General features: G+C 73.2%; 18 protein-coding genes. 6 read left to right on the forward strand and 12 right to left on the reverse strand.

Annotation, left to right across the window (positions count from 1 at the left end; genetic code table 11):
* Nucleotides 1-54: 54 nt before the first annotated feature.
* Nucleotides 55-876: a dienelactone hydrolase family protein gene (locus tag ACH4U8_RS38110; protein ID WP_395782746.1), complete on the forward strand. Its 822-nt coding sequence runs from the start codon at nt 55-57 to the stop codon at nt 874-876.
* Between the two features lie 58 nt (nt 877-934).
* Here the strand turns inward: ACH4U8_RS38110 and ACH4U8_RS38115 are convergent, their stop codons facing one another.
* From ACH4U8_RS38115 to ACH4U8_RS38130, 4 genes are all read right to left on the reverse strand, one after another.
* Entirely contained in the window at nt 935-1,336 is a 402-nt protein-coding gene (locus tag ACH4U8_RS38115) for a VOC family protein (protein ID WP_395782747.1), read from the reverse strand.
* A gap of 60 nt (nt 1,337-1,396) precedes the next feature.
* Nucleotides 1,397-2,179: an aminoglycoside adenylyltransferase family protein gene (locus ACH4U8_RS38120; RefSeq protein WP_395782748.1), complete on the reverse strand. Its 783-nt coding sequence runs from the start codon at nt 2,177-2,179 to the stop codon at nt 1,397-1,399.
* Between the two features lie 9 nt (nt 2,180-2,188).
* Nucleotides 2,189-2,608 (reverse strand): SgcJ/EcaC family oxidoreductase, encoded by a 420-nt coding sequence (locus ACH4U8_RS38125; protein WP_395782749.1) that lies wholly within the window; start codon nt 2,606-2,608, stop codon nt 2,189-2,191.
* 201 nt (nt 2,609-2,809) lie between these two features.
* On the reverse strand, nt 2,810-3,355 hold the full coding sequence (locus ACH4U8_RS38130) for a YceI family protein (RefSeq protein WP_395782750.1): 546 nt from the start codon (nt 3,353-3,355) through the stop codon (nt 2,810-2,812).
* 130 nt (nt 3,356-3,485) lie between these two features.
* Between ACH4U8_RS38130 and ACH4U8_RS38135 the strand changes: the two genes are divergently transcribed.
* The gene (locus tag ACH4U8_RS38135; protein ID WP_395782751.1) at nt 3,486-4,046 is read left to right on the forward strand and encodes a MarR family winged helix-turn-helix transcriptional regulator; all 561 of its coding nucleotides are present in this window, start codon (nt 3,486-3,488) and stop codon (nt 4,044-4,046) included.
* Nucleotides 4,047-4,106: 60 nt separating this feature from the next.
* On the opposite strand, the gene ACH4U8_RS38140 is transcribed toward ACH4U8_RS38135, so the two are convergent.
* A complete protein-coding gene (locus tag ACH4U8_RS38140) occupies nt 4,107-4,895 on the reverse strand; it encodes a putative protein N(5)-glutamine methyltransferase (RefSeq protein WP_395782752.1) in 789 nt (262 codons plus the stop codon).
* A 178-nt stretch (nt 4,896-5,073) separates the two neighbouring features.
* Entirely contained in the window at nt 5,074-6,336 is a 1,263-nt protein-coding gene (locus tag ACH4U8_RS38145; RefSeq protein WP_395782753.1) for an MFS transporter, read from the reverse strand.
* A 207-nt stretch (nt 6,337-6,543) separates the two neighbouring features.
* Here ACH4U8_RS38145 and ACH4U8_RS38150 point away from each other — a divergent pair, with 207 nt between their 5' ends.
* Complete coding sequence (locus tag ACH4U8_RS38150) at nt 6,544-9,468, forward strand: ATP-binding protein (protein ID WP_395782754.1); 2,925 nt, start codon at nt 6,544-6,546, stop codon at nt 9,466-9,468.
* A 64-nt stretch (nt 9,469-9,532) separates the two neighbouring features.
* On the opposite strand, the gene ACH4U8_RS38155 is transcribed toward ACH4U8_RS38150, so the two are convergent.
* The 3 genes from ACH4U8_RS38155 to ACH4U8_RS38165 all read right to left on the reverse strand — a co-directional run bounded on the left by ACH4U8_RS38155 (nt 9,533) and on the right by ACH4U8_RS38165 (nt 14,250).
* Complete coding sequence (locus ACH4U8_RS38155) at nt 9,533-10,633, reverse strand: hypothetical protein (RefSeq protein ID WP_395782755.1); 1,101 nt, start codon at nt 10,631-10,633, stop codon at nt 9,533-9,535.
* A gap of 239 nt (nt 10,634-10,872) precedes the next feature.
* On the reverse strand, nt 10,873-12,981 hold the full coding sequence (ligA, locus tag ACH4U8_RS38160; protein WP_395782756.1) for an NAD-dependent DNA ligase LigA: 2,109 nt from the start codon (nt 12,979-12,981) through the stop codon (nt 10,873-10,875).
* An 87-nt stretch (nt 12,982-13,068) separates the two neighbouring features.
* The gene (locus tag ACH4U8_RS38165) at nt 13,069-14,250 is read right to left on the reverse strand and encodes an MFS transporter (protein WP_395782757.1); all 1,182 of its coding nucleotides are present in this window, start codon (nt 14,248-14,250) and stop codon (nt 13,069-13,071) included.
* A 59-nt stretch (nt 14,251-14,309) separates the two neighbouring features.
* Between ACH4U8_RS38165 and ACH4U8_RS38170 the strand changes: the two genes are divergently transcribed.
* Genes ACH4U8_RS38170 through ACH4U8_RS38180 form a run of 3 tightly spaced genes read left to right on the forward strand, consistent with a single transcriptional unit; the run spans nt 14,310 to nt 17,004 of the window.
* Complete coding sequence (locus ACH4U8_RS38170) at nt 14,310-15,389, forward strand: ArsR/SmtB family transcription factor (RefSeq protein ID WP_395782758.1); 1,080 nt, start codon at nt 14,310-14,312, stop codon at nt 15,387-15,389.
* A 4-nt stretch (nt 15,390-15,393) separates the two neighbouring features.
* Nucleotides 15,394-16,164 (forward strand): YqjF family protein, encoded by a 771-nt coding sequence (locus ACH4U8_RS38175; protein WP_395782759.1) that lies wholly within the window; start codon nt 15,394-15,396, stop codon nt 16,162-16,164.
* A gap of 9 nt (nt 16,165-16,173) precedes the next feature.
* Nucleotides 16,174-17,004 carry a phosphotransferase family protein gene (locus ACH4U8_RS38180; protein ID WP_395782760.1) on the forward strand — a complete coding sequence of 277 codons (831 nt, stop codon included), beginning with the start codon at nt 16,174-16,176 and terminating at the stop codon, nt 17,002-17,004.
* A 240-nt stretch (nt 17,005-17,244) separates the two neighbouring features.
* On the opposite strand, the gene ACH4U8_RS38185 is transcribed toward ACH4U8_RS38180, so the two are convergent.
* From ACH4U8_RS38185 to ACH4U8_RS38195, 3 genes are all read right to left on the reverse strand, one after another.
* Nucleotides 17,245-17,772: a nucleotidyltransferase domain-containing protein gene (locus tag ACH4U8_RS38185; protein WP_395782761.1), complete on the reverse strand. Its 528-nt coding sequence runs from the start codon at nt 17,770-17,772 to the stop codon at nt 17,245-17,247.
* A gap of 157 nt (nt 17,773-17,929) precedes the next feature.
* A complete protein-coding gene (locus tag ACH4U8_RS38190) occupies nt 17,930-18,871 on the reverse strand; it encodes a carbohydrate kinase (protein ID WP_395782762.1) in 942 nt (313 codons plus the stop codon).
* 73 nt (nt 18,872-18,944) lie between these two features.
* A complete protein-coding gene (locus ACH4U8_RS38195) occupies nt 18,945-19,976 on the reverse strand; it encodes a LacI family DNA-binding transcriptional regulator (RefSeq protein WP_360310798.1) in 1,032 nt (343 codons plus the stop codon).
* Between the last annotated feature and the right edge of the window lie 61 nt (nt 19,977-20,037).

Here is a 20,037-nt window from a genome sequence, read left to right on the forward strand (position 1 = left end):
GCGTGACGGGAAAGCCTCTGCCGCGGCACGCCGGCATCGCCTACGGTCGTCGCCATGGGCGAAACCGTTGATCTGTCGGCGATGTTGCTTCGTGACGAGACGGGCCGGGGACTCACCGGCTATCTCGCCCGCCCGAAGGGCAAGGGCCCGTGGCCGGGTGTGGTCGTCCTGTACGAGGGCACGGGCCCGGACGCGGTCAACCGCCGGCACGCGGACCGGATGGCCGAGACCGGCTACCTGGCGCTGATGCCGGACCTCTATCACGGTCGCAGCCCGAACCGATGCCTGATCTCGATGATGCGCGCGGTATCGACCGGGCGCGGTCGGCCGTACGCCGACATCGAGGCGGCCCGGCAGTGGTTGTCGGCCGCGACGGAGTGCACCGGCCGGATCGGGGTGATCGGCTTCTGCATGGGCGGCGGCTTCGCGCTGGTGCTCGCCGGGCAGGGCACCTATGACGTGGCGGCGGCCAACTACGCCCAGTTGCCCCGCGATCCGGACGTCGCGCTGCGCGGCGCGTGCCCGATCGTCGCCTCGTACGGCGGCCGGGACAAGGCCTTCGGCGGCGCCGCCGTCAAGCTGGAGGCGGCGCTGCGTCGCGCCGGCGTCGAGCACGACGTCGAGCTGTATCCGGACGCGGGCCACTCGTTCCTCAACGAGGCCGACAACGCGGCGCCGCTGCTGCGCCCGGTGCTGCGCCGCATCCTGGGCATCGGCCCCGAACCGGTCGCCGCCGCCGACGCGTGGCAACGCATCGAGACCTTCTTCGCCCGCCACCTGGCACCCGACGCGCCCACCGAGCCCGGGACGGAGCCGGCGGCCGACCACGCAGCCGAGCCGGCAGCCGAGCAGGCGACGGAGACACCGACCGACTGACCACACCGGCACCCGGACCGCACCCGCACCCCAGCCGCGCCCGCGCTACTCCCGGGGGCTACGCGAGGTACATCTCCAACTGGATGTCGTTCGGGTCGCGGAAGGCGATCAGGGTGAAGCCGGTCGAGGGGGTGACCCGGATTCCCGAGTGGGTGACGCCGGCCTCGGTCAGCCGGGCCTCCCACGCCTCCAGCTCGGCGCGGGTGTCCACCGTGAAGGCCAGGTGGTCGAGGCCGGTCGTGCGTTCGTTGAACGCCGCGCCGGCGTCGGCGTGCCGGTGCCGGGTGAGCGCGATCACCACACCGCCGGGGTGGCGCATGATCCGCCGGTCGAAGTCGTCCGTGTCCCACGGGAACACCGGTACGAAATCCAGGACTTCGGAGTACCACCGGATCGACGCGTCCAGGTCGCGGACGTTCAGCGCGACGTGATGGACCCCGGAGAAGCTCGCCTTCGACACGTGTTCCGCCCTTCGTGGCCGACCGTGCCCGCTCACTCGTTCGAGCGGGATCGCCCGAGCCTACTGCCCGAGGTCAGGCCCCTCGCGCGCGGCCGTCCGCGCGATCGCCGCCGCGACGTACGCGGTGTGCGCCCGTACCTGCGGCAACCACTCCTGCCAGTCCTCGTCCTCGGCGCCGAGATAGCCGGCCCGCGCGCGAGCGAGCACGGGCCGATGCTCGACCGGCAGCCGTGCGAGCACCCAATCGGCCGCGGCGTCCTTGGAGTGGATCGTCCCGGTCTCCAGCGTCGTCCGGATCCGTGCCAGGGTGAGCAGCACGTTGCGGGTGTCGGTCTCCGCCTCGGCGAGCAACTCCGGTACGCCGGCCACGATCGCGCGCCGCAGGTCCGCGTGCGGGACCGGGTCGAGCACCTCGTCCGGTGGCGGTCCCACCAGGGCGGCCCGGCCGAGCAACACCATCGTGAGCAGCGGTGCCAGGTCCGGGCTCGGCTCCGGCGCCGGTGTCGTGCCGCGCTCGTACTCGGTGCGCAGCCATTCGCCGTACTGGAACTCGCAGCGCGGCGGATAGCGCCACGGCCGGACCTCGGATTGCACGACCACGGTCAACTCCACGGGCCGGGCGGGGCCGCCGAGGGCCCGCTCGCCGGAGATCGCGAGCAGGCCCTCGACCAGTGCCCGTCGCCGCACGGCCGTGGTGGCCCGGCGGACGACGACCAGCACGTCCACGTCACTGCGTGGCCGCAGTCCACCGAGCACCGCGGAGCCGTGCAGGTAGGCGCCGACGATCTGCTCCGCGCCGAGCGTGTCGCGGACCAGTCGAACGATGTCCTCGGTGGATGCCATCGGGGTTCCTCAGCTCAGGATCGGCGTCGTCTGGGCCGACGCGATGCGCCAGCCGTCGTCCTCCTTGACCATGACATAGGTGAGTTGCCCGGAGGACGCGGGCAGGGCGGGGGTCGCCGAATCCTCGCGGTCGACATCCTCGCGCCGGTCGAAGACCCGCTTGAGGCACGCCACGATCGCCACGTCCGGGCGCACGAAGTGCACGTCCTGGATCTCGGCGGTGGTGGCCACATCGGCCAGCGGCGAGGCCATCGCCCCGCGCATCGCCTCGGTCAGCGTGTCCCGGCCCGAGACCCGCCGGCCGCCGAAGTTGACGATGTTCACGTGTGCGGTGTGCAGCGGGATGAACGTGTCGACGTCGTTCTGGAGCCGCACGGCATCCGCGACGAGTAGCCGGATGGCGGCGAGGTCGGCCGATTCGGTGCTCATTGGAACTCTCCCGTTGCCAGAGGTTGTTGCCGAGGACCGAGCGCCCCCTGGAGAGGAGTATGGAACTTCAAGGAAACTTGAGGTCAACCGGTCTCGCGCGGCACTGCGAAGCGTGTGGGCGGACCCCGACAACGCAACGGTCCGCCGACGTCCGACCGGAGTCGGGGCGTCGGCGGACCGGAGCCGGGGCGCACGCGGGGGTCACGCCTGCTTGGCCTCGATCTCCAGGACGATGGTGATCTTGTCGCCGACCGCCGCGCCGGCCGGGCCGCCGGTGACGCCGAAGTCGCCGCGGCTGATCTCGGTGGTGGCGGTGAAGCCCGCGACCGGGCTGCCGTCGAAGCCGGTGCCGAAGCCGTTGAGTTCGAGTTCGAGGGTGACCTGCTTGGTCACGCCGCGCAGCGTGAGTTCGCCGTCGACCAGGTAGACCACCGAGGACTCGGCGCGGATGCCGGTGGATACGAAGGTGAGCTGCGGGAACGTGTCCGTGTCGAGGAAGTCCTCGTTGCGGATGTGGTCGTCGCGCATCTTGTTGTTGCTGTTGACCGAGGCGGTCTCGATGGTGGCGGTGACCGAGGACTCGAGCGGGTTCTCGGCGGTGACGATCGAGCCGGCGAAGTCGTCGAAGCGACCGCGGACCTTGGCCACGCCCAGGTGGCGAACGGAGAACGAGACGTCCGAGTGGACCTGGTCGATGGTCCAGGCGCCTGCGACGTAGCCGGGGATGGTCTCGACGGAGGTGGTCATGGGGAGCTCCTTGGGTGGGTGCGCAGCGGTGTGCGGCGGTATGCCGTGCGGTGGGGTGCCCGGTGGTTGTTGAACGCTCAGAAACATAGCACCCACAAGTTGATCCTTCAACAACCCTTATGCTGGCGTCATGAACGACGACGCTCCGCTGACCGCCTCCGAGCAAGAGATCTGGCGGTCGTACTTCACCGGGACCAGGGAACTCGCGGCCCATCTGGACCGGCGGATGCGCCGCGAGACGGGCATGCCGATGACGTACTTCGAGATCCTGGGCCTGCTCGCCGAGTCGCCGGATCGGCGGATGCGGATGAGCGAGCTGGCCGCCGCGTCGTTGTCCTCGACCAGCCGGGTCTCCCACGCGGTGACCGCGCTGGAGAAGTCCGGCTGGGTCTCCCGTCGCCCGGTCGAGGGGGACCGCCGGGGCTGGGTCGCGCATCTGACCGACGAGGGCCTGGCCGCGCTGGGGGCGGCCGAGCCGACCCACGCGGCCACGGTGCGGCAGTACCTGTTCCGGGTGCTGACCCCGGCCCAGGTGGCCGCGCTGGCCGAGATCGGGCGCGCGATCCAGGACGGCCTGGGCGTGGTCTGCGCGAGCGCGCGGGCGGCTGCGGCGGGGGAGCACCCGGACGCCGACGCGGAGGTCGAGGAGATCGACACCGGCATGGACTGCCCGCTCGACGACCCGGAGTAGGCCGCCGACGGCGGACGGCGCGGCCGGGAGCGGGGAGACGTGCGCTCCCGGCCGCCCGGTCTAGGCGATGGGCCGGGTGCCGATCACCACGGTGGCGTACCACTCCTCGGACTCGACGACCTGCGGAAGCAGACCCGCGTCGCGAAAGACCGCCATCGCCTGCGGTGCCTGGCGCTCGCTCGTCTCGACCAGCAGTCGGCCGCCGGGGGCGAGCCAGTGCGGCGCCGCCGCGGTGACCCGGCGCTGGATGTCCAACCCGTCGGCGCCGCCGTCGAGGGCCACCCGGGGTTCGTGGATCCGGGCCTCCGAGGGCAGCAGTTGCAGCTCCTCGGTCGGCACGTAGGGCGTGTTGGCGACCAGTACGTCGATCCGCCCGCGCAACGATGCGGGCAGCGGTGCGAAGAGGTCGCCCTCGAAGACCCGGTCGGCGGCGATGTTGCGCCGCGCGCAGCGCACCGCCGCCGGGTCGATGTCGGCGGCGTACAACTCGACCCGGTCCACCTCGGCGACCAGGGCCGCGCCCAGCGCGCCCGAGCCGCAGCACAGGTCGACCACGACGGCTCCGGGACGCGCCGCCGCGACGGCCTGCCCGACCAGGAACTCCGTGCGCCGCCGCGGGACGAACACCCCGGGGTCGACGGCGATCCGCAGACCGCGGAACTCGGCCCAACCGAGCACGTGTTCCAGGGGCAGACCGGCGACGCGGCGATCCACCATGACGGTGAGTTCGGCCGGGTCGGTCGCGCCGGCGACGAGCAGTTCGGCCTCGTCCTCGGCGAACACACAACCGGCGGTACGAAGCCTGGAGACGATCGCGGAGGTGCGGCCGGGCGATGCGGGAATCGACATGAGAGCCTTTCGGATGCCGAAGGGTGCTCTCGCGGACTCACCTATGCCAAGTGGACCGCACGGTCGTGGAAGGAGAGCACCCGACCTGAAACAGCGGTAATCGGTGCCACCTCCTCGAACTCGAACCCGGTCCGCCCAGGGTTGGGCGCGGCGGCAACACTACCCGACACCGGCGGCGTTACGCGCCGGCGTCCCTCGACTCGCGCCCCTGTCCCACACCGCACGCCGGGGGACACGGCGCGGGCGACGGTCGCGGGGCGTCGGCGGGACCGCGCCGGTCCACCGCGACCAGGACCAGACCGGCCAGGACGAGGGCGGCGGTGCCCAGGAAGCCCACCGGGTAGCCCGCCGCGCCGATCAGCACGCCGAAGCCGACCGCGCCGATCCCCATGCCCGCGTCGAACGCGAGGTTCCACAGCGCGCTGACCCGGCCGAACTCGCGTTCCGGGACGCGCGCGAACATCAGCGACTGGGTCACGTTCTGCGCCACGCCGAAACCCGACCCGAACACCGCCGCGCCGACCAGGACGGCGACCGGTGCGCCCGGACGGGCCAACAACGCGGTGCCCAGCGCGGTGGCCGCGATCGAGGGCGCGAACAGCCGCGCGTGCCCGTGCCGATCGCCGAACCACCCGGCCCACCAGCGCGCCATCGGGGTGGCCCCGGACTGCACCAACAGCGCCGCCGTGATCAACGGCAACTCCCGTGACGAGGCCGCCAACGGCAGGAAGGTCACGATCACCCCCGCCGCGAACGTGCACGCCGCGAAGGTGATCGCCGGCCGGGCCAAGCCGCCGATCCGCAGGCCGCCCAACACCCCGCCCCGCGCCGTCGAGACCGCCGGCCGATTCGTCGGCAACGCGAGGGCACTGCCCACCGCAGCCAGTGACAACACCGTCGCCAACGCGAACACCCAGGTGTAGCCCACGTGTTCGCTCAGCCACAGCCCCGCCGGCAGACCCAGGATCGCGGGCACGCCGACCGCCGCGCCATACAGCCCCAGGCCCTCGCCCCGTCGTTCCGGCGGCACCAACTCCGCCGCCAACGCGGTACCCACCACCATCAGAATGCCGAGCCCACCACCACGCAACACACAGACCCCGACCACCAGGGGCAACGACGCGGACACCGCCAGGGCCATCGTCGGCAACCCCAGCAACAACAGCCCGAGCACGAACACCGTGCGATACCCGAACCGGGCCAGCAGCGCCGGCACCGCGAGTTCGGCCGCCACGGTGGACGCCATCAGCGCGCCGGTGACCAGACCGGCCGCCCCGGCCGAACCGGGCGAGCCCTGTGCCACGTACAACGGGACCACCGACAACAACAGGTAGAAACTCGCCATCGCACCGCACGCGGTGACGATGGTCGCCACCATCGAGCGCCCGAGAATCCCCCGCGCCACCCCACCGTCGACCGACACCCGCGACCCCGCATCCATGCAAACCCCTCCCGGAATCGACCCGTTCGAACACCGCCCACCCTCGCCTGCCGGCGGCCCGCCGCACATCGGGCAAACTCCCCGATCCGCCCCGGCCGACCTCCCCATATCGCCGCCCGAGCACCCCCTCCCCACCCCGAGTCGACCGGTGTGCTTCGTGGCGCGTCCGCGCCCGGGCCGCCCACGCGGGGCTGCCATGCTTGCCCCGTGGACACGGACGAGGGGTGTGCGGCGGCGCTGGTCGGGCGCGAGCGGGAGTCGGCCGTGCTGGCGCGGGCCTGGCTGCGGGTGGGCGCGGAAGGCGCCGGGGTGCTGCTCGTGCGCGGGGACGCGGGACTGGGCAAGTCGCGGCTGGTCGCGGAGTTCGCCGCCGGCCTCGGGTCCTCCCGGGCCCGGGTGTTGCGCGGCGGCTGCCTCGACATGGGGCCGGACAACCTGCCCTTCGGCCCCTTCGTGACTGTGCTGCGCAGGTTGACCCGTGATCTCGGCACGTCGGCCGCCGCCGCGCTGCTCCCGTCCGGCGGCCGACGCGGACTGGCCCGGTTGTTGCCCGAGTTGGGCGAGCCGACCCCCGAGGTCGACCCCGATCTCGGTCGGGCCCGGCTTTTCGAGGAGGTGCTGATCCTGCTCGAACGCGCCGCCGAGGGAAGGCCGTTGCTGCTCGTTCTGGAAGACCTGCACTGGGCCGATCGGTCCACCTGTGAGCTGCTCGCGTTCCTGGCCCGCAATCTCGACCAGCCCGGCGTACTCCTCCTGGGTACCCACCGTCCGCTCGCCCCGCACGCCGACGCGCCGTTCGCCGCGCTCCCCGCGCTGCTCGCCCGCCTCGCCAACACCGAGACCCTCGACCTGGCCCCGCTCGCCCGTGCCGACGTGGCCCGCCAACTCGCCGACCTGATCGGCCGGGTGCCCGACCCCCGGCATCTGGAACGGGTGTTCCGCCGCAGCGAGGGCAACCCGCTGTTCGTCGAGGCCCTCGCCGGTACCGACGCGCAAACCCCGGCCCCGCTGCGGGAGTTGCTGCTGGCGGAGGTGCGCTCGATCCCGGACCCGGGTCGGCGGGTGTTGCGTGCCGCCGCCGTCGCCGGCAGCACGCTCGGTCACGCGCTCCTGCGCACGGTCACCGAGTTCGACGAGGTCGCGCTGGAGGACGCGCTGCGCCCGGTGGTCGACGCGCGCCTGCTGATCGCCACCGGCGACGGATACGCCTTCCGGCACACGCTGATTCGCGACGCGGTGTACGGCGACCTGCTGCCCGGGGAGCGCATCCGGCTGCACACACGGTGCGCGCGGGTACTGGCCGCGGAACCGGCGTTGGCCCCCGAAGGCCGCGCCGCCGCCGAACTCGCCGCGCACCGGTACGCGGCCGGCGACCGGGCCCGGGCCTTCGCGCCCGCCTGGCACGCGGCGGTCGCCGCCGGCACGGCCTACGCCTACGCGGAGCGGCTGGCCATGTCGGAACGTGTCCTGGACCTGTGGGACGCGGTGCCGGATCCGGCCGGCGAACTGGGCACGGACCGGATCGGGGTGCTCGAACTCGCCGCCGACGCGGCCGTGCACGGCGGCGCGGCCGATCGGGCCGAGCAGCTCCTGACCGCCGCCCTGCGCGACTTGGACCCCGCGCGGGAGCCCGAACGCACCGCGCGGGCCCTGGCGAGCCGAGCCGCCGCCCGCGCGCGCACCGGCCGGGACGCACTGCCCGACCTGGAACGCGCGCTACGCCTGACACCCGCCGACCGGCCCGGCCCGATCCGAGGTCGGCTGCTCGCGTCCCTCGCCGACACCCTCGCGGCCCGGGGCCGGGACGAGGTCGCGCGCGAGCACGCCCGGGACGCGTTGCGGCTCGGCGAGGCGCTCGCCGACGGCTCGGTGCGGGCCCGCGCGTTGACCACGTCGGCGATGCTGACCGCGCGAACGGGCGAGGTGGCGGCGGCGGTCGAGCTGTACGAGCAGGCCGCGCGGATCGCCCGTGCCGAGGGGTGCGACGACGATCTGCTCGCCGCGCTCGCCGGGCAGGCCGACGCGCTCCAGGCCGCGGGGGAACATCGGGCCGCCGCCGAGGTGGCCCGCCGCGGCATGGCCACCGCGCGCACCCTGGGCCTGGCCCGCTCGCGCGGCACGCTGCTGGCCGCGAACCTGGCCGAACCGCTGGTCGCGCTCGGCCACTGGAGCGAGGCGGTGGAGATCCTGACCGACGCCATCGCGCTGGATCCGCCGCCGGTGTATCGGGCCTGGTTGTGCGTCGTGCGGGCCGAACCGGCGGCGGCCGGCGGCGCCCACGACGTCGCCGCGGACGCGCTGCGCGAGGCCCGGGACGCACTGGGGTCGCCGCATACGCAGGAGACCTGCCTGGAACCGGACGTACTGGCCTGCCGACTCGGGTACGCGCGCGGCGACCTGGCCGAGGCCCACCGGGTACTCGACCACGTGTTGACCGAGCACGACCTCACCCGCAGCCGGCGCTACGGGTGGCCGCTGCTCGTGGTGGCGTGGCGCGTGCAACGACTTCGCCGCGCGCAGGCCGTCCGCGATCCGTCCGGGCGCGCCGCGATCGACGCGCGACTGGCCGAACTGCTCGCGCTCGGCCGCGAACTGCCGACGTCGGGCCGGGTCCAGTACGCGCACCGCCGCACCTTCGAGGCCGAGGCCGGCCTCGGCTCGTGGTCCGACGCGGTCGCGGCCTGGCGGGCGATCGAGCAGCCGTACGCGCTCGCCGACGCGCTCCTGGGCAGCGCGGCGGATGCCCTGACGACCGGCGACCGGGAGTCGGCCACCGCGTACGCCCGCGAGGGCCACCCGCTGGCCGACCGACTCGGCGCCCACCCGCTGCGCGTGCAGTTCGAGCAACTGGCCCGACGCGGCCGGTTGAACCTGACCCCGGAGCCGGGCCCCGCCGCACCCGAATCGGTCGACGCGCGCGGCCGACTCGGCCTGACCGCCCGCGAGTTCGAGGTGTTGGCGCTGGTCGCCCAGGGCCTGGGCAATCGCCCGATCGCCGAACGGCTCTTCATCGCGACGAAGACCGCCGGCGCCCACGTCTCCAACATCCTGGCCAAACTCGACGTCGGCTCCCGCACCGAGGCCGCCGCCCTGGCCCACCGCCTCGACCTCTTCCCGTCCCGGCCCGGCTGACCCGGGCCGATCGCCCACCCACCCATCCGACGGACGAGGTCGAATCGGCCGACCATCGGGCCGATCACGGCCAACGATGGCCTGCGGCGCCGCCGTCCCAACCGCGTGGCCGGCCGCGCACGTCGAGCAGGTCCGCGACGTATTCCGGCACGGGCAGCCCGCCCCCGACGATGCGTCCCCGGCCGGCCCCGGGGCGGCGGGCGACGCTGCGGACGTTCTCCCATGCCCACGCCTCCGTGCCGGCCATCCGGTGGTGCATCGCCGAAACGCAGCGCCGCAGCAGGAGTTCGGTGTCCGGATCGGTCGAGGCCGCACCGCCGAGGCCGCCCTGGAGGGCGCGCCGGGCCGTCATGAAGTCGGCCACCCGATCCTGGATCCGAATCGCCACCGCCGCCTCCGCGTGCTCGCGCCCGACATGCTCGGTGTACGCCAGCACACCGACCAGGTCGGCCGGCGAGTCCGGTCCGGCACTGTCCCGGGACGCGTAGTAGTCGCTGGTCCAGGACACCACGTCCGCCTCGGCGTTGCGGATGTCGTCGTATGCCGCGCCGTCCCGGAGCGCCGTCGGAAGCTCGCCGCCCGCGATGAACTCGTCGAGCAACAGGCACGGGAACTGGCCCCCGGCCAGCCGCCGATAGCGGATGTACGCGTCCACGCCACACGCGTGTTCCCGGGCCGCGGGCACCGCGCCCGCCGGTGGGTGGGCCACCCGATGCAGCGTCTGTACGGACTCGGTGACGAAGCGCTCCCGCCACTGTGCGCTCATCGCCGGATAGACCCGCCCCAGCACCTCCGCGAGGGCGTGCGCCATCGCCGCCGCGGTCGACTCCGCCCGGCCGGTGTGGAAGACCGACTCGATCTGGTCGATCAGGTGCTCGCCCGGGTGCGCGGGGTGTTCCTCGGGTTCGGCGTAGCGGTCGTGGGTGAGGAACTGCCAGGCGATGAACTGCGCGTACAGGCACAGCAGATCGGGTGCGGCATCGGGGTGGGTGTAGGCGGCGAGGTCACCGAGTCGGGCCCCGAGCAGCCGCCTCTCGGCGCCGGGACGGTCGAGCAGGTGGTGCCGTCGCGCCCAGTCCAGCAGCCGGCATTCCGCATCGGGCGCGTGCGGATTGCGGTCGAGAGCGAACGGCAGCGGTATTCGCGGGGGATGTGCCTCGACCATGGGGGACTCCATTCGTCGTCGAAGGGTGGTGCGGCCAAGGGGTTTCCGCATGTTGCGGACCTGCTCGACCACCACCGGCTCCCGAACGCGACGATGCCGGCGTCCGACGCGTCGCACACCGATATCGCCCGTTTCCCTCTCGGGGCGATTGTCGATCTGCTATGGATCGTCCGGACACCTCCTGGGTGGGTGCGGCCGGCGACCGGTTCGGCCTCCGGTCGCCGGCCGCACCCCGCCACTCAGCCGGGCAGCAACGCGCCCACCAGGAGCGCGAATTCCTCCGGATCCATGATCTGCACCCCGAGCTTCTCCGCCTTCGCGCGCTTCGCCCCCGCCTTCTCGCCGGCGACCACCAGGGCGGTCTTCGCGGACACGGCCGAGGACGCGATGCCGCCCGCGCGCTCGATCAGTTCGTTCATCTCGTTGCGGGACAGCGCGGCGAGTTTCCCGGTCATCGAACCGGTGACCACCACCGACTTCCCGGTCAGCGGGCCGGCCTCGACCGCCGCCGCGTCACCCGCCTGCTCGGCGGCAGCGGCGCCGGCCGGCTCGCTCGCGCCCGCCCCCGCCCCCGGCTCGCTCATGTTCACCCCGGCCGCGACCAACTTGTCGATCACCTCGGCCAGTTCGACCAACTCGGCGACGATCACGGCCGCCTTGCCGGGGCCGATGCCCTCGACCTGTGCCATCGCCTCCACGTCCGCCGCGCGGATCGCCTCCATCGTGCCGAAGTGCCGGGCGATCCGCCGGGACATCGACCGACCGGTCAGCCGTACGCCGAGCGCGCACAACACCCGGCTGAGCGGCTTCCCCCGGGCTTCCTCGATGCCTGCCAGCAGCCGGTCGGCGATCTTGTCCACCCGGTCCAGGGCCAGGAACTGCTCGCGGGTGAGCGTGAACAGGTCGGCCACGTCGGTGACCGCGCCGGCGGCGATCAACTGGGCGACGATCCGGCCGCCGATGCCCTCGATGTCGAGTTGGTCGCGGCCCACCGCGTACAGGATCCCGGCCTGGAGACCACACGCGCGGCCCTGCGTGCACCGCCAACGCTGCTGGGTGGTGTCCAACTCGCCGCCGCACTGCGGGCATTCGGTCGGAAACTCGATCGGCGTCTCGGCGCCGGTGCGCAGGTGCACCAGCGGCGCCTCGACGCGCGGGATGATGTCGCCGGCCTTGTAGACGCTGACCTGATCGCCGATCATCAGCCCGCGCCGCTCGATGTCGGCCGGGTTGTGCAGTGTGGCGAAGCCGACGATGCTGCCGTCGATCTCCACCGGGTCCAGGATCGCGCGCGGCGCGATCACGCCGGTGCGGCCCACCGCCCAGTCCACGCCGGTGAGTCGGGTGATCTTGTGCACGGCGGCCAGCTTGTACGCGATCGCCCAGCGCGGCGCGCGGGTTCCGCTGCCCGCGTCGGCCTGGTCGAGCGCCGCGTCGGCCTTGATCACCACGCCGTCGATGCCGAACGGCAATTCGGCCCGCGCCGCGGCGATCTCGTCGACCGCGGCCTGCACCTCCTCGATGCTCGTACACACCCGCAGCCGTGCCGAGGTGCGCCCGGTGGTGAGCACGCCGAGCGCCTCGACCCGGGCCATCACCGCGGAGTGGTCGGCCGTCCGCAACTCCTCGGCGAACGTGCTCTCGTCGTCCGCCAGAGGCAGCGCGACATAGCCGAAGAAGGTCATCGGGATCACATACGGCCGATCCTTGGCCCGCAGCGTGCCGGCCGCACCACCACGCGGGTTGGCGAACACGGTCGCGCCGTGCTCCCGGCGGATCTCGTTGGCCGTCTCGAACTGTTCGGCCGTCAGCAGGACTTCGCCACGCACCTCGATCGACACCGGCTCGCTCAACCGCTCCGGCAGGCCGACGATGGTGCCGATCGCGTGCGAGACATCCTCGCCGGCGATGCCGTCACCGCGAGTGACCAGCCGGTCCAGTCGGCCGTCGCGGTAGCGCACCGCCACCGCCAGGCCGTCCATCTTCGGCTCCACCGTCAGCGCCGCGACCGGCCGCTTGATCCGGCGCTCCAGCGACGCGGCCCACGCGGTGAGCCCCTCGGGGTCGAACACGTTGTCCAGGCTGAGCATCGGCACCGTGTGCGGCACGTCCCCGCCCGGCAGCGCGCCGGCCGCGACCTTGCCGACCGGCGATTCGGCGAGCACCCGGTCCGGGTGCTCCTGCTCGTACGCGCCGATCCCGCGCAACAACCGGTCGTACGTGTCGTCGTCCACGGTCGAGTCGGCGCCGCCGTAGTAGGCCCGCGCGGCGGCGGTCACGGCCTCGACGGCCTGGGTGTACGCGTCGAAGTCGGCGAGAACGGCGGCCGGCGCCGGGGTGTCGGTCATGCGCACATCCTCTCGAACGGCACCGACATCGCCCGGAGCGCCCACTCCCGACCCGATCCCATCCCGACCGGGGCTTCGCACCCCCGCTCACGCCTCCCGAAGCACCGGTGCCGGGTGCGCCCGCAGCCCCGCCGCCAGGGTCAGGGTGACCGTGACGGACGCCGCGGCCAGCACCGTGATCGCCGTCGTCGGCGAGGTGACCTGGGCGATTCCGCCCGCGATCGACGCGCCGATGCCCTGCATCGCGACCATCCCCGACGAGTGCAGCCCCAGCGCCTGCCCGCTCAGCTCGTCCGGCGTCATCGCCATCAACCGCTCCTGGAACAACAACGTCGCCGAATAGCCGATCGACGCCACCGCGACCACACCCAGCGCGAACGGCAGCGGCGGATGCACCGCGAACAACAGGTACGGCGTGGCCAGGAGCAGCAACATCGGCGCCCCGAGCCGGCGTCGCCACGGCGCGGGCACGAACCGCCCGCCCACCACGTCCCCGGCGAGCATGCCCACGGCCGCGAACGCGAAGAGCAGCCCCGCGTGGTCCGGCGCGAGCGGGATGAACAACGACTCGCAGCCGACGATCAGACCGTTGGGCACCCACAGCGCGAGATAGATGTAGCGGCGCGGCTTGACCGACCACAACACCGTGTTGTTGCGCCAGGTCTCGGCGACCGACGGCCGACCGGCCGCCCGCGGCGCCCGCCGGGCCAGGCCGAATCGGGCCACGATCGCCGCGAGCAGGTACAACCCGGCGGCCACCAGGAGCGTGCCGCGCGCGGACAACACGGTGACCAGCACGGCGCCGAGCGAGAAGCCGACGATCTGGAGCACCCCGTTGCTCATGTTGAGCACGGACCGCCCGAGCAGGAAACCGCCCCTGGGCAGGATCTCGTTGAGCAACCCGTAGCGCACGCCGCCGCCCACCGCGGCCACCGCGCCCTCGCCCAGCACGATCGCGAACAGCGCCCACAGCGGCAGCCCCGGGATCGCCACCGCGGCGGTGCCCGCGGCGAAGATCAACCCGATCACCGTCATCGCGGCCCGCGGCGGCAACCGGTCCGCCGCCGACATCAGCGCGGTCGCCCCGATCACCTGCGCGAGCGAACCGCCGAACATGCCCAGCGCGGCCAGCAGCGGCGAACCGGTCCGGTCGTAGACGAGGGTGCCCAACGCCAGTCCGGCGACGTTGGTTGCGGCCAGTTGCGCGGAGGACGCGGCGAACAGCGGGGTGTACTCCGGCGCGCGGAAGAGCTCTCGGTAGGTGCGCATGGCCAGAGCTTCGAGCCCGGCGGGGCGCGGGCGTTACTGTTTCGCCGGGAGGCGAAACCATGGGGTGGTGGCAGATCGACGCGGACACCCTGGCCGGCAGCCGATTCGCGGTCTCGCCGCTGGCCGAGGTCACCGCGACGCTCAAGACGCTGCAACGCGGTACGGCCGCGCATCCCGGCGAGGGGATCTGGCTGGACGCACACCTGCCCGCCTACCGGGCTCGGCTGGCCGAGGACCCGATCACCGCACTGCTGCTGCGGATCGGCTTCGGCGGCAGTTGGAACGCGGACTTCCTCACACCCCCGCCGGCGATCGGCGAAGCGGCCTTCGCGGCGGAACTGGCCGGTATCCGGGCCACGTCGGACCCGGACGCCCGGGCCGACCTGGAGGTGTCGATGGGCGGTCCACTGCCCGCCGCGCTGGACGGCCCCGAACTCGGCCCGCGCGCCGCGGACATCCTGGACTGGGTGTGGACCCGGGTGGTCCGACCGGACTGGCCGCGGCGGCGGCGGATCATCGAGGCCGACATCGTCGCCCGCACCGGTCAACTCGGCCGGGGCGGCTGGGCGGCGGCCCTGGACGACCTGCGTCCGGGCATGCGCTGGCTGGGCGCGAGCCGACTGCGGATCAACACCTACGACTACCCGCCGCGCGAACTCGGCGGCGCCCGCCTGTCGTTCGTGCCGGTCACGCTCGGACGCGGCTGGGTGGCCTGGGCGGGGGAGCGGCACTACGCGGTGGTCTACCCCTGCTCGGGCACCCTGGCCGACGCGCACCGCCCGGCCGGCCCCGACCCGCTGGCCCGCCTCCTCGGCCCGGCCCGGGCCGGCGTGTTGATCCGCCTGGACACCCCCAAGAGCACCACCCAACTGGTCGCGCTGACCGGCCAGGGCCTCGGCTCGGTCGGCCGCCACCTCAAGATCCTGCTGGACGCCAACCTGGTCCTGCGCCGCCGCTCCGGCCGCTCGGTCCTGTACTACCGCTCACCCGTCGGCGAGGCCCTGATCACCGCCCAGACACCGGCTCGCCCGCCCCGGACCCGCAACCCCGCGGGACCCCGCACAGCCCCGCCCGGTCCCCGGGCACGAACGACCGAGCCCGGGAACGGACGCGCAGCCGTGCGGGATGGGACACCATGACCGGATGAGCACCGAAACCGTCACACCGTTGTCCCCGCGCGGCATTTCGCACGTGCTGCTCACCCAGCGCTGGAGCGAACTCACCTTCCTGCACTGGGCCGTGCCGCCCGCCGCGGTCGCCCCACTGCTCCCGGCGGGCATCCGGCCGGACGTCCTGGACGGCGTCACCTACGTCGGCCTGGTGCCGTTCCGGATGGTGGGCGTCGCCTTCCTGCGGCTACCGGGCGTGCCGTGGCTCGGCACTTTCCCGGAGACCAACGTGCGGCTGTACTCGGTGGACGGGGCCGGCCGGCGCGGCGTGGTGTTCCGCTCGCTGGAGGCGGCCCGCCTGCTGCCGGTGCTGACCGCCCGGGCCACGCTGCGACTCCCGTACCGGTGGGCCAGGATGCGCATCGAGCACACCGGCGACCGGGTGCGCTACACGACGCGGCGACATCGCCCGGAGGGCGCCCCCAGGGGCGGCACGGTCGAGGTGCGCGTCGGCGCACCCGTGACCGACCCGAGCCCGCTCGAACACTTCCTCACCGCACGCTGGGGCCTGCACACCCGAGTCGCCGGCCGCACCCTCTACCTGCCCAACGCACACCCGCGCTGGCCGCTGCGCCGCGCCGAGTTGCTGCACCTGGACGAAGACCTGGTCGCGGCCGCGGGCCTGCCCGGGGTCGGCGGCGCACCGGACAGCGTGTTGTACTCCCCCGGCGTCCCCGTCCGCTTCGGCCCACCCCTCCCGGTCGACCCCGGCGCCCCGTCCGAGCCGTCCGGGCCGGGGGAGTAGCGTGCCGCGATGACCGAGACGTGGAGTACGCACGACATCGAGTTCCGTGACGACGTGGTGGTCAAGCGGTTTCGCTCGCGCGAGCGCGCCGAGCCGCTGCGCGAATGGCAGGCGCTGAGCCTGCTGGCCCGATACGCACCCGGCCTGGCACCGGAGCCGATCCGCGAGGACATCGACGGCGAACCGCCCGTCGTCGTGATGTCCCGACTCGGGGGCGTGCCGCTGCGCGGACGAGACCTCGGCCGGGAGCAACTGCGGGCGCTGGCAGAGGCGATCGGCACGCTGCACGACGCGGTTCCGACGGAGACGATCCTGGCCCTGCCGGCCTGTACCTGGTATCCGCCCGTGGTCGAGGGCAAGGCGCGGGCGTGGAGTACGGGCGGGCGGGAACTCGGCCCCGACCCGATGGTGGCGCGGGCCTTCGAGGCCGGCCGCGCGTGGTTGGCGGAACGGGACACGCCGGCGGAACCGGGGCCGGGCATCCGGCCGGTGTTCGGCCTGTCGGACGGAAACCTGGCCAACTACCTGTGGGACGGCGCGCGGGTTCGCCTGGTGGACTTCGAGATCTCCGGCCGCAGCGACCGGGCGTTCGAACTGGCGGAGCTGGTCGAGCACGTCTCGATGTGGCCGGACGGCACCGAGGCCGATACGACGTTCTTCCTGTCCTGCTTCGAGTTGAGCGATCCCGAGATCGCACGACTGCGGGACTTCCGAGCCCTGTTCGCCTTCGTCTGGCTGCTGATGTTGTTGCCGGACAGCCCCGGTCATCACCGCAACCCACCCGGAACCCTGGAGCGCCAGGCGGCCCGGCTGTCGGCCCGTCTCGACCGGATCGGGTAGTCGGGCGGAGGCGCCGGCGGACTGCCGATCGGTGCGCACGACCCGCGAAATCCGGCCGGCCGGTGGGCACGACGAAGTGAGGGCGGACGCCCGGACGGATCGTCGTATCGATCACACCCCCCGAGGCACCGACCCCACGCCGGCCACCTCCGAACGCCCGACCCCACGTCGGACGCCCCACCGCCCCCACTCGCCCCGCTCGTCGCACCCCACCGGTCGACGACGAGCCGGCCGTACCCACTATCTGGTCATCGCCTCCAGCAATCGTTCGACGTCCTCGACATCCTTGGCCCGACGCGGCCGATGCGGCATCCACGTGGGGGTCATCAGCTTGATCTCGACCTGCGCCTCGGGCGAGATGATCGGGCAGGACAACCCGCCCAACCTGCCCGGCGGCGTCTCCAGCATCCTCTCCGGCCAGCGTGCGCCCGCCCACGGCCCACCGGCCACGATCACGTGACCCTCGGGATCGAGGGCCAGGAACGCGAAGCCCAATTCCACCCCACCCGCCGCGTAATCGAGTTGTTGTTCGACCGGCGCCTGAGCCAGGCGAACGAATCCTCGCGCGGAGAACGCTTCGGTGAGCGCCGGGGCGTCCTGTGCCCACGCGAACCAGTCGACGTCTGCATGTTCCCGGGTTATCCGCCCCAGGTAGAAATCCATTGCCCATCCGCCCCGCAACCAGACCTGAATACCCAACTCCCGGGCCAGGTCCTGGACTTCGACGATCAGTGCGATCTGCCGGTCGGCATCCGACGACACAGTCATGGGTTTACCGTAGGGCTCCCGCCGCCCGCCCCGGCACGGTCTCGTCACGACGTCATCTACCCGTGACCGAAAACGATTCTTCGTCGCCCCGTCCGCGCGCCACCGCGGCCTCCTCGGTCCACGCCTCCCCGGCCTGCTCGGGCCCGGCTTCCCGGTCTCATTCCGTCCCGCCGGCGAGCCCGTGTGCGCGGCGATACGCGCGCAGCTCGGCCGCCGTGGGCGGGTTCGCCCCCGCCCGGGAACAGGTGAGGGCCGCGACCACCGACGCGTCCGCGAGCAACGTGCCCAGCGTCGCCGGGTCGAGACCTCGGATGCCGGCGGGGTGCAACAGGTCCCGGCGGCGCAGCGCGTCCAGGAGGCCGGCCGTGTACGCGTCGCCCGCGCCGACCGTGTCCACCACCGGCACCGCCCGGGCGGGCGCCGCGGCCCGCCCCGCGGCGCACACGCCGTACGAGCCCTCGGCGCCGCGGCTGACCACCACCAGGCCCGGCCCCAGCGCCAGCCAGGCATCCGCCACGTCGGCGAAGTCCCGGGTCGGATGGAGCCAGGCGAGGTCCTCGTCGCTGACCTTGACCACATCCGACAGGGCCACCAGCGACTCGATCCGCTCCCGGGCCGGCCCCGGAGCGCCCATCAGGGACGGCCGGCAGTTCGGATCGTAGGAGACCACCGCCTCCCCCTTCGCGTGTTCGGCGGCCAGGAGGCGCCGCACCGGGTCCGCGCCCGGGGCCAGCGTCGCCGCGATCGAACCGGTGTGCACGCACCGGGATCCGGTCGGGACGCCGACCGACTCGGGCAACTCCCAGTCGATGTCGAAGGTGTAGGTCGCCGCTCCGGCCGAGTCCAGGTCGGCTCGGGCCACGCTGGTGCGACCCGCCGACCGGCTCTGCGGCGCCACCTCGACCGCGCTCGCCGCCAGGTGCGCCGCGAGCAACTCGCCGTGCGGGTCCGGTCCGTAACGGGTGATCAGATGCACCGGCGCGCCGAGTCGACCCAGCCCCACCGCGACATTGGCCGGACTGCCCCCGGGATGGGCGACCGGATCGCCGCCCCGGACGGATACGAGGTCGATCAACGCCTCGCCGATCACGGTGATCATGCGGCGGCCCTCCTGGTGGGTTCGTGGTGCCGAGGGGCGGCGCCCGGTCGGGCGGCGGCGCCCGTACCGTCGGTCACGGACCGACCTCGCCGGAGCCGCGCGGGATCAGCCGGGTGCGCATGTGGATGTGTTGTACCGGGGTCACATCGCCCGCGAGGCGGCGGAACAACAGGTGCGCGGCGGCCTGTCCGATGCCGAACGGGTCCTGGGCGACCACGGTGACGGCCGGGGTGAGCATGTCCGCGAGTTCGAAGTCGTCGAAGCCGACCAGCGCGGGCTGCACCGGCGAGCGGCGGATCTCGCGCAGCGTCTCGACGGTGAATCGGCTGTTGCCGCAGAAGACCGCGGTGGCCGGATCGGCCCCGCCGAGCATCGCCCGCAACCACGCCCGCAGTTCCGCACCGTACGGCGGCCCGTTGTACACCAGCCGCGGATCCGGTTCGATGCCCGCCTCGGTCAACGCCTCGCGGTGGCCGCGCAGTCTTTCCCGGGCGGTGAAGATCTCCAGCCGGTCGCCGATGAACGCGATCCGTCGATGGCCGTGCCGGATCAGGTGTTCGACTCCGGTCCGGGCCCCGCCGACGTTGTCCACGAGCACGGTGTCCGCCTCGATGTCGCCCGGTGGGCGGTCGATGAACACGCACACCATCCCGGCCTCGATCTCCGGCAGCAGGTAGCGGTGACTGCCGCCGGCCGGGACCACGATCAGGCCGTCCAGGCGCCGTGCGCACAGGGCCAGGACGAGGTCGCGCTCCTTGTCCGGATCCTCCGCCGACGACGCGCTGAACAACACCGTGCCGTGCTGGTGGGCGATGTCCTGGATGGATCGGGTGAGGGCGGAGGAGAACGGGTCCGCGGCGTCCTCCAGGACCAGGCCGATGCTGGAGGTGTGCCCCGAGCGCAACTGCGCCGCGCTGTCGTTGCGCCGGAATCCGGTCTGCGCGACGGCCGCCCACACCGCCTGCTGTTTCCCGGCACTGACGTTCGGCTCACCGTTTATCACCCGCGAGACGGTCTTGATGCCGACACCGGCGAGGGCGGCCACGTCCTTCATCGTGGTACGACCGCGCCCGCGCGGGCGCTCCGGAATCGTCGGGCCGGCCATCGGGGGTCCTACCTTTCGAGCGGCCGGGTTCGCATCCGGCACCCAGGGTGCGGTGCTCCCG

Origin of the sequence: Embleya sp. NPDC020886 (assembly GCF_044333915.1) — a bacterium.
GTDB lineage: Bacteria > Actinomycetota > Actinomycetes > Streptomycetales > Streptomycetaceae > Embleya.

Excerpts from the sequence above, each read along its gene's own strand:
- ACH4U8_RS38135 (WP_395782751.1), top strand. The coding sequence starts at position 3,486 with ATGAACGACGACGCTCCGCTGACCGCCTCCGAGCAAGAGATCTGGCGG.
- ACH4U8_RS38145 (WP_395782753.1), bottom strand. The coding sequence starts at position 6,336 with ATGGATGCGGGGTCGCGGGTGTCGGTCGACGGTGGGGTGGCGCGGGGG.
- ACH4U8_RS38175 (WP_395782759.1), top strand. The coding sequence starts at position 15,394 with ATGAGCACCGAAACCGTCACACCGTTGTCCCCGCGCGGCATTTCGCAC.
- ACH4U8_RS38120 (WP_395782748.1), bottom strand. The coding sequence starts at position 2,179 with ATGGCATCCACCGAGGACATCGTTCGACTGGTCCGCGACACGCTCGGC.
- ACH4U8_RS38165 (WP_395782757.1), bottom strand. The coding sequence starts at position 14,250 with ATGCGCACCTACCGAGAGCTCTTCCGCGCGCCGGAGTACACCCCGCTG.
- ACH4U8_RS38170 (WP_395782758.1), top strand. The coding sequence starts at position 14,310 with ATGGGGTGGTGGCAGATCGACGCGGACACCCTGGCCGGCAGCCGATTC.
- ACH4U8_RS38195 (WP_360310798.1), bottom strand. The coding sequence starts at position 19,976 with ATGGCCGGCCCGACGATTCCGGAGCGCCCGCGCGGGCGCGGTCGTACC.
- ACH4U8_RS38110 (WP_395782746.1), top strand. The coding sequence starts at position 55 with ATGGGCGAAACCGTTGATCTGTCGGCGATGTTGCTTCGTGACGAGACG.
- ACH4U8_RS38130 (WP_395782750.1), bottom strand. The coding sequence starts at position 3,355 with ATGACCACCTCCGTCGAGACCATCCCCGGCTACGTCGCAGGCGCCTGG.
- ACH4U8_RS38180 (WP_395782760.1), top strand. The coding sequence starts at position 16,174 with ATGACCGAGACGTGGAGTACGCACGACATCGAGTTCCGTGACGACGTG.
- ACH4U8_RS38185 (WP_395782761.1), bottom strand. The coding sequence starts at position 17,772 with ATGACTGTGTCGTCGGATGCCGACCGGCAGATCGCACTGATCGTCGAA.
- ACH4U8_RS38190 (WP_395782762.1), bottom strand. The coding sequence starts at position 18,871 with ATGATCACCGTGATCGGCGAGGCGTTGATCGACCTCGTATCCGTCCGG.
- ACH4U8_RS38155 (WP_395782755.1), bottom strand. The coding sequence starts at position 10,633 with ATGGTCGAGGCACATCCCCCGCGAATACCGCTGCCGTTCGCTCTCGAC.
- ACH4U8_RS38140 (WP_395782752.1), bottom strand. The coding sequence starts at position 4,895 with ATGTCGATTCCCGCATCGCCCGGCCGCACCTCCGCGATCGTCTCCAGG.
- ligA (WP_395782756.1), bottom strand. The coding sequence starts at position 12,981 with ATGACCGACACCCCGGCGCCGGCCGCCGTTCTCGCCGACTTCGACGCG.
- ACH4U8_RS38125 (WP_395782749.1), bottom strand. The coding sequence starts at position 2,608 with ATGAGCACCGAATCGGCCGACCTCGCCGCCATCCGGCTACTCGTCGCG.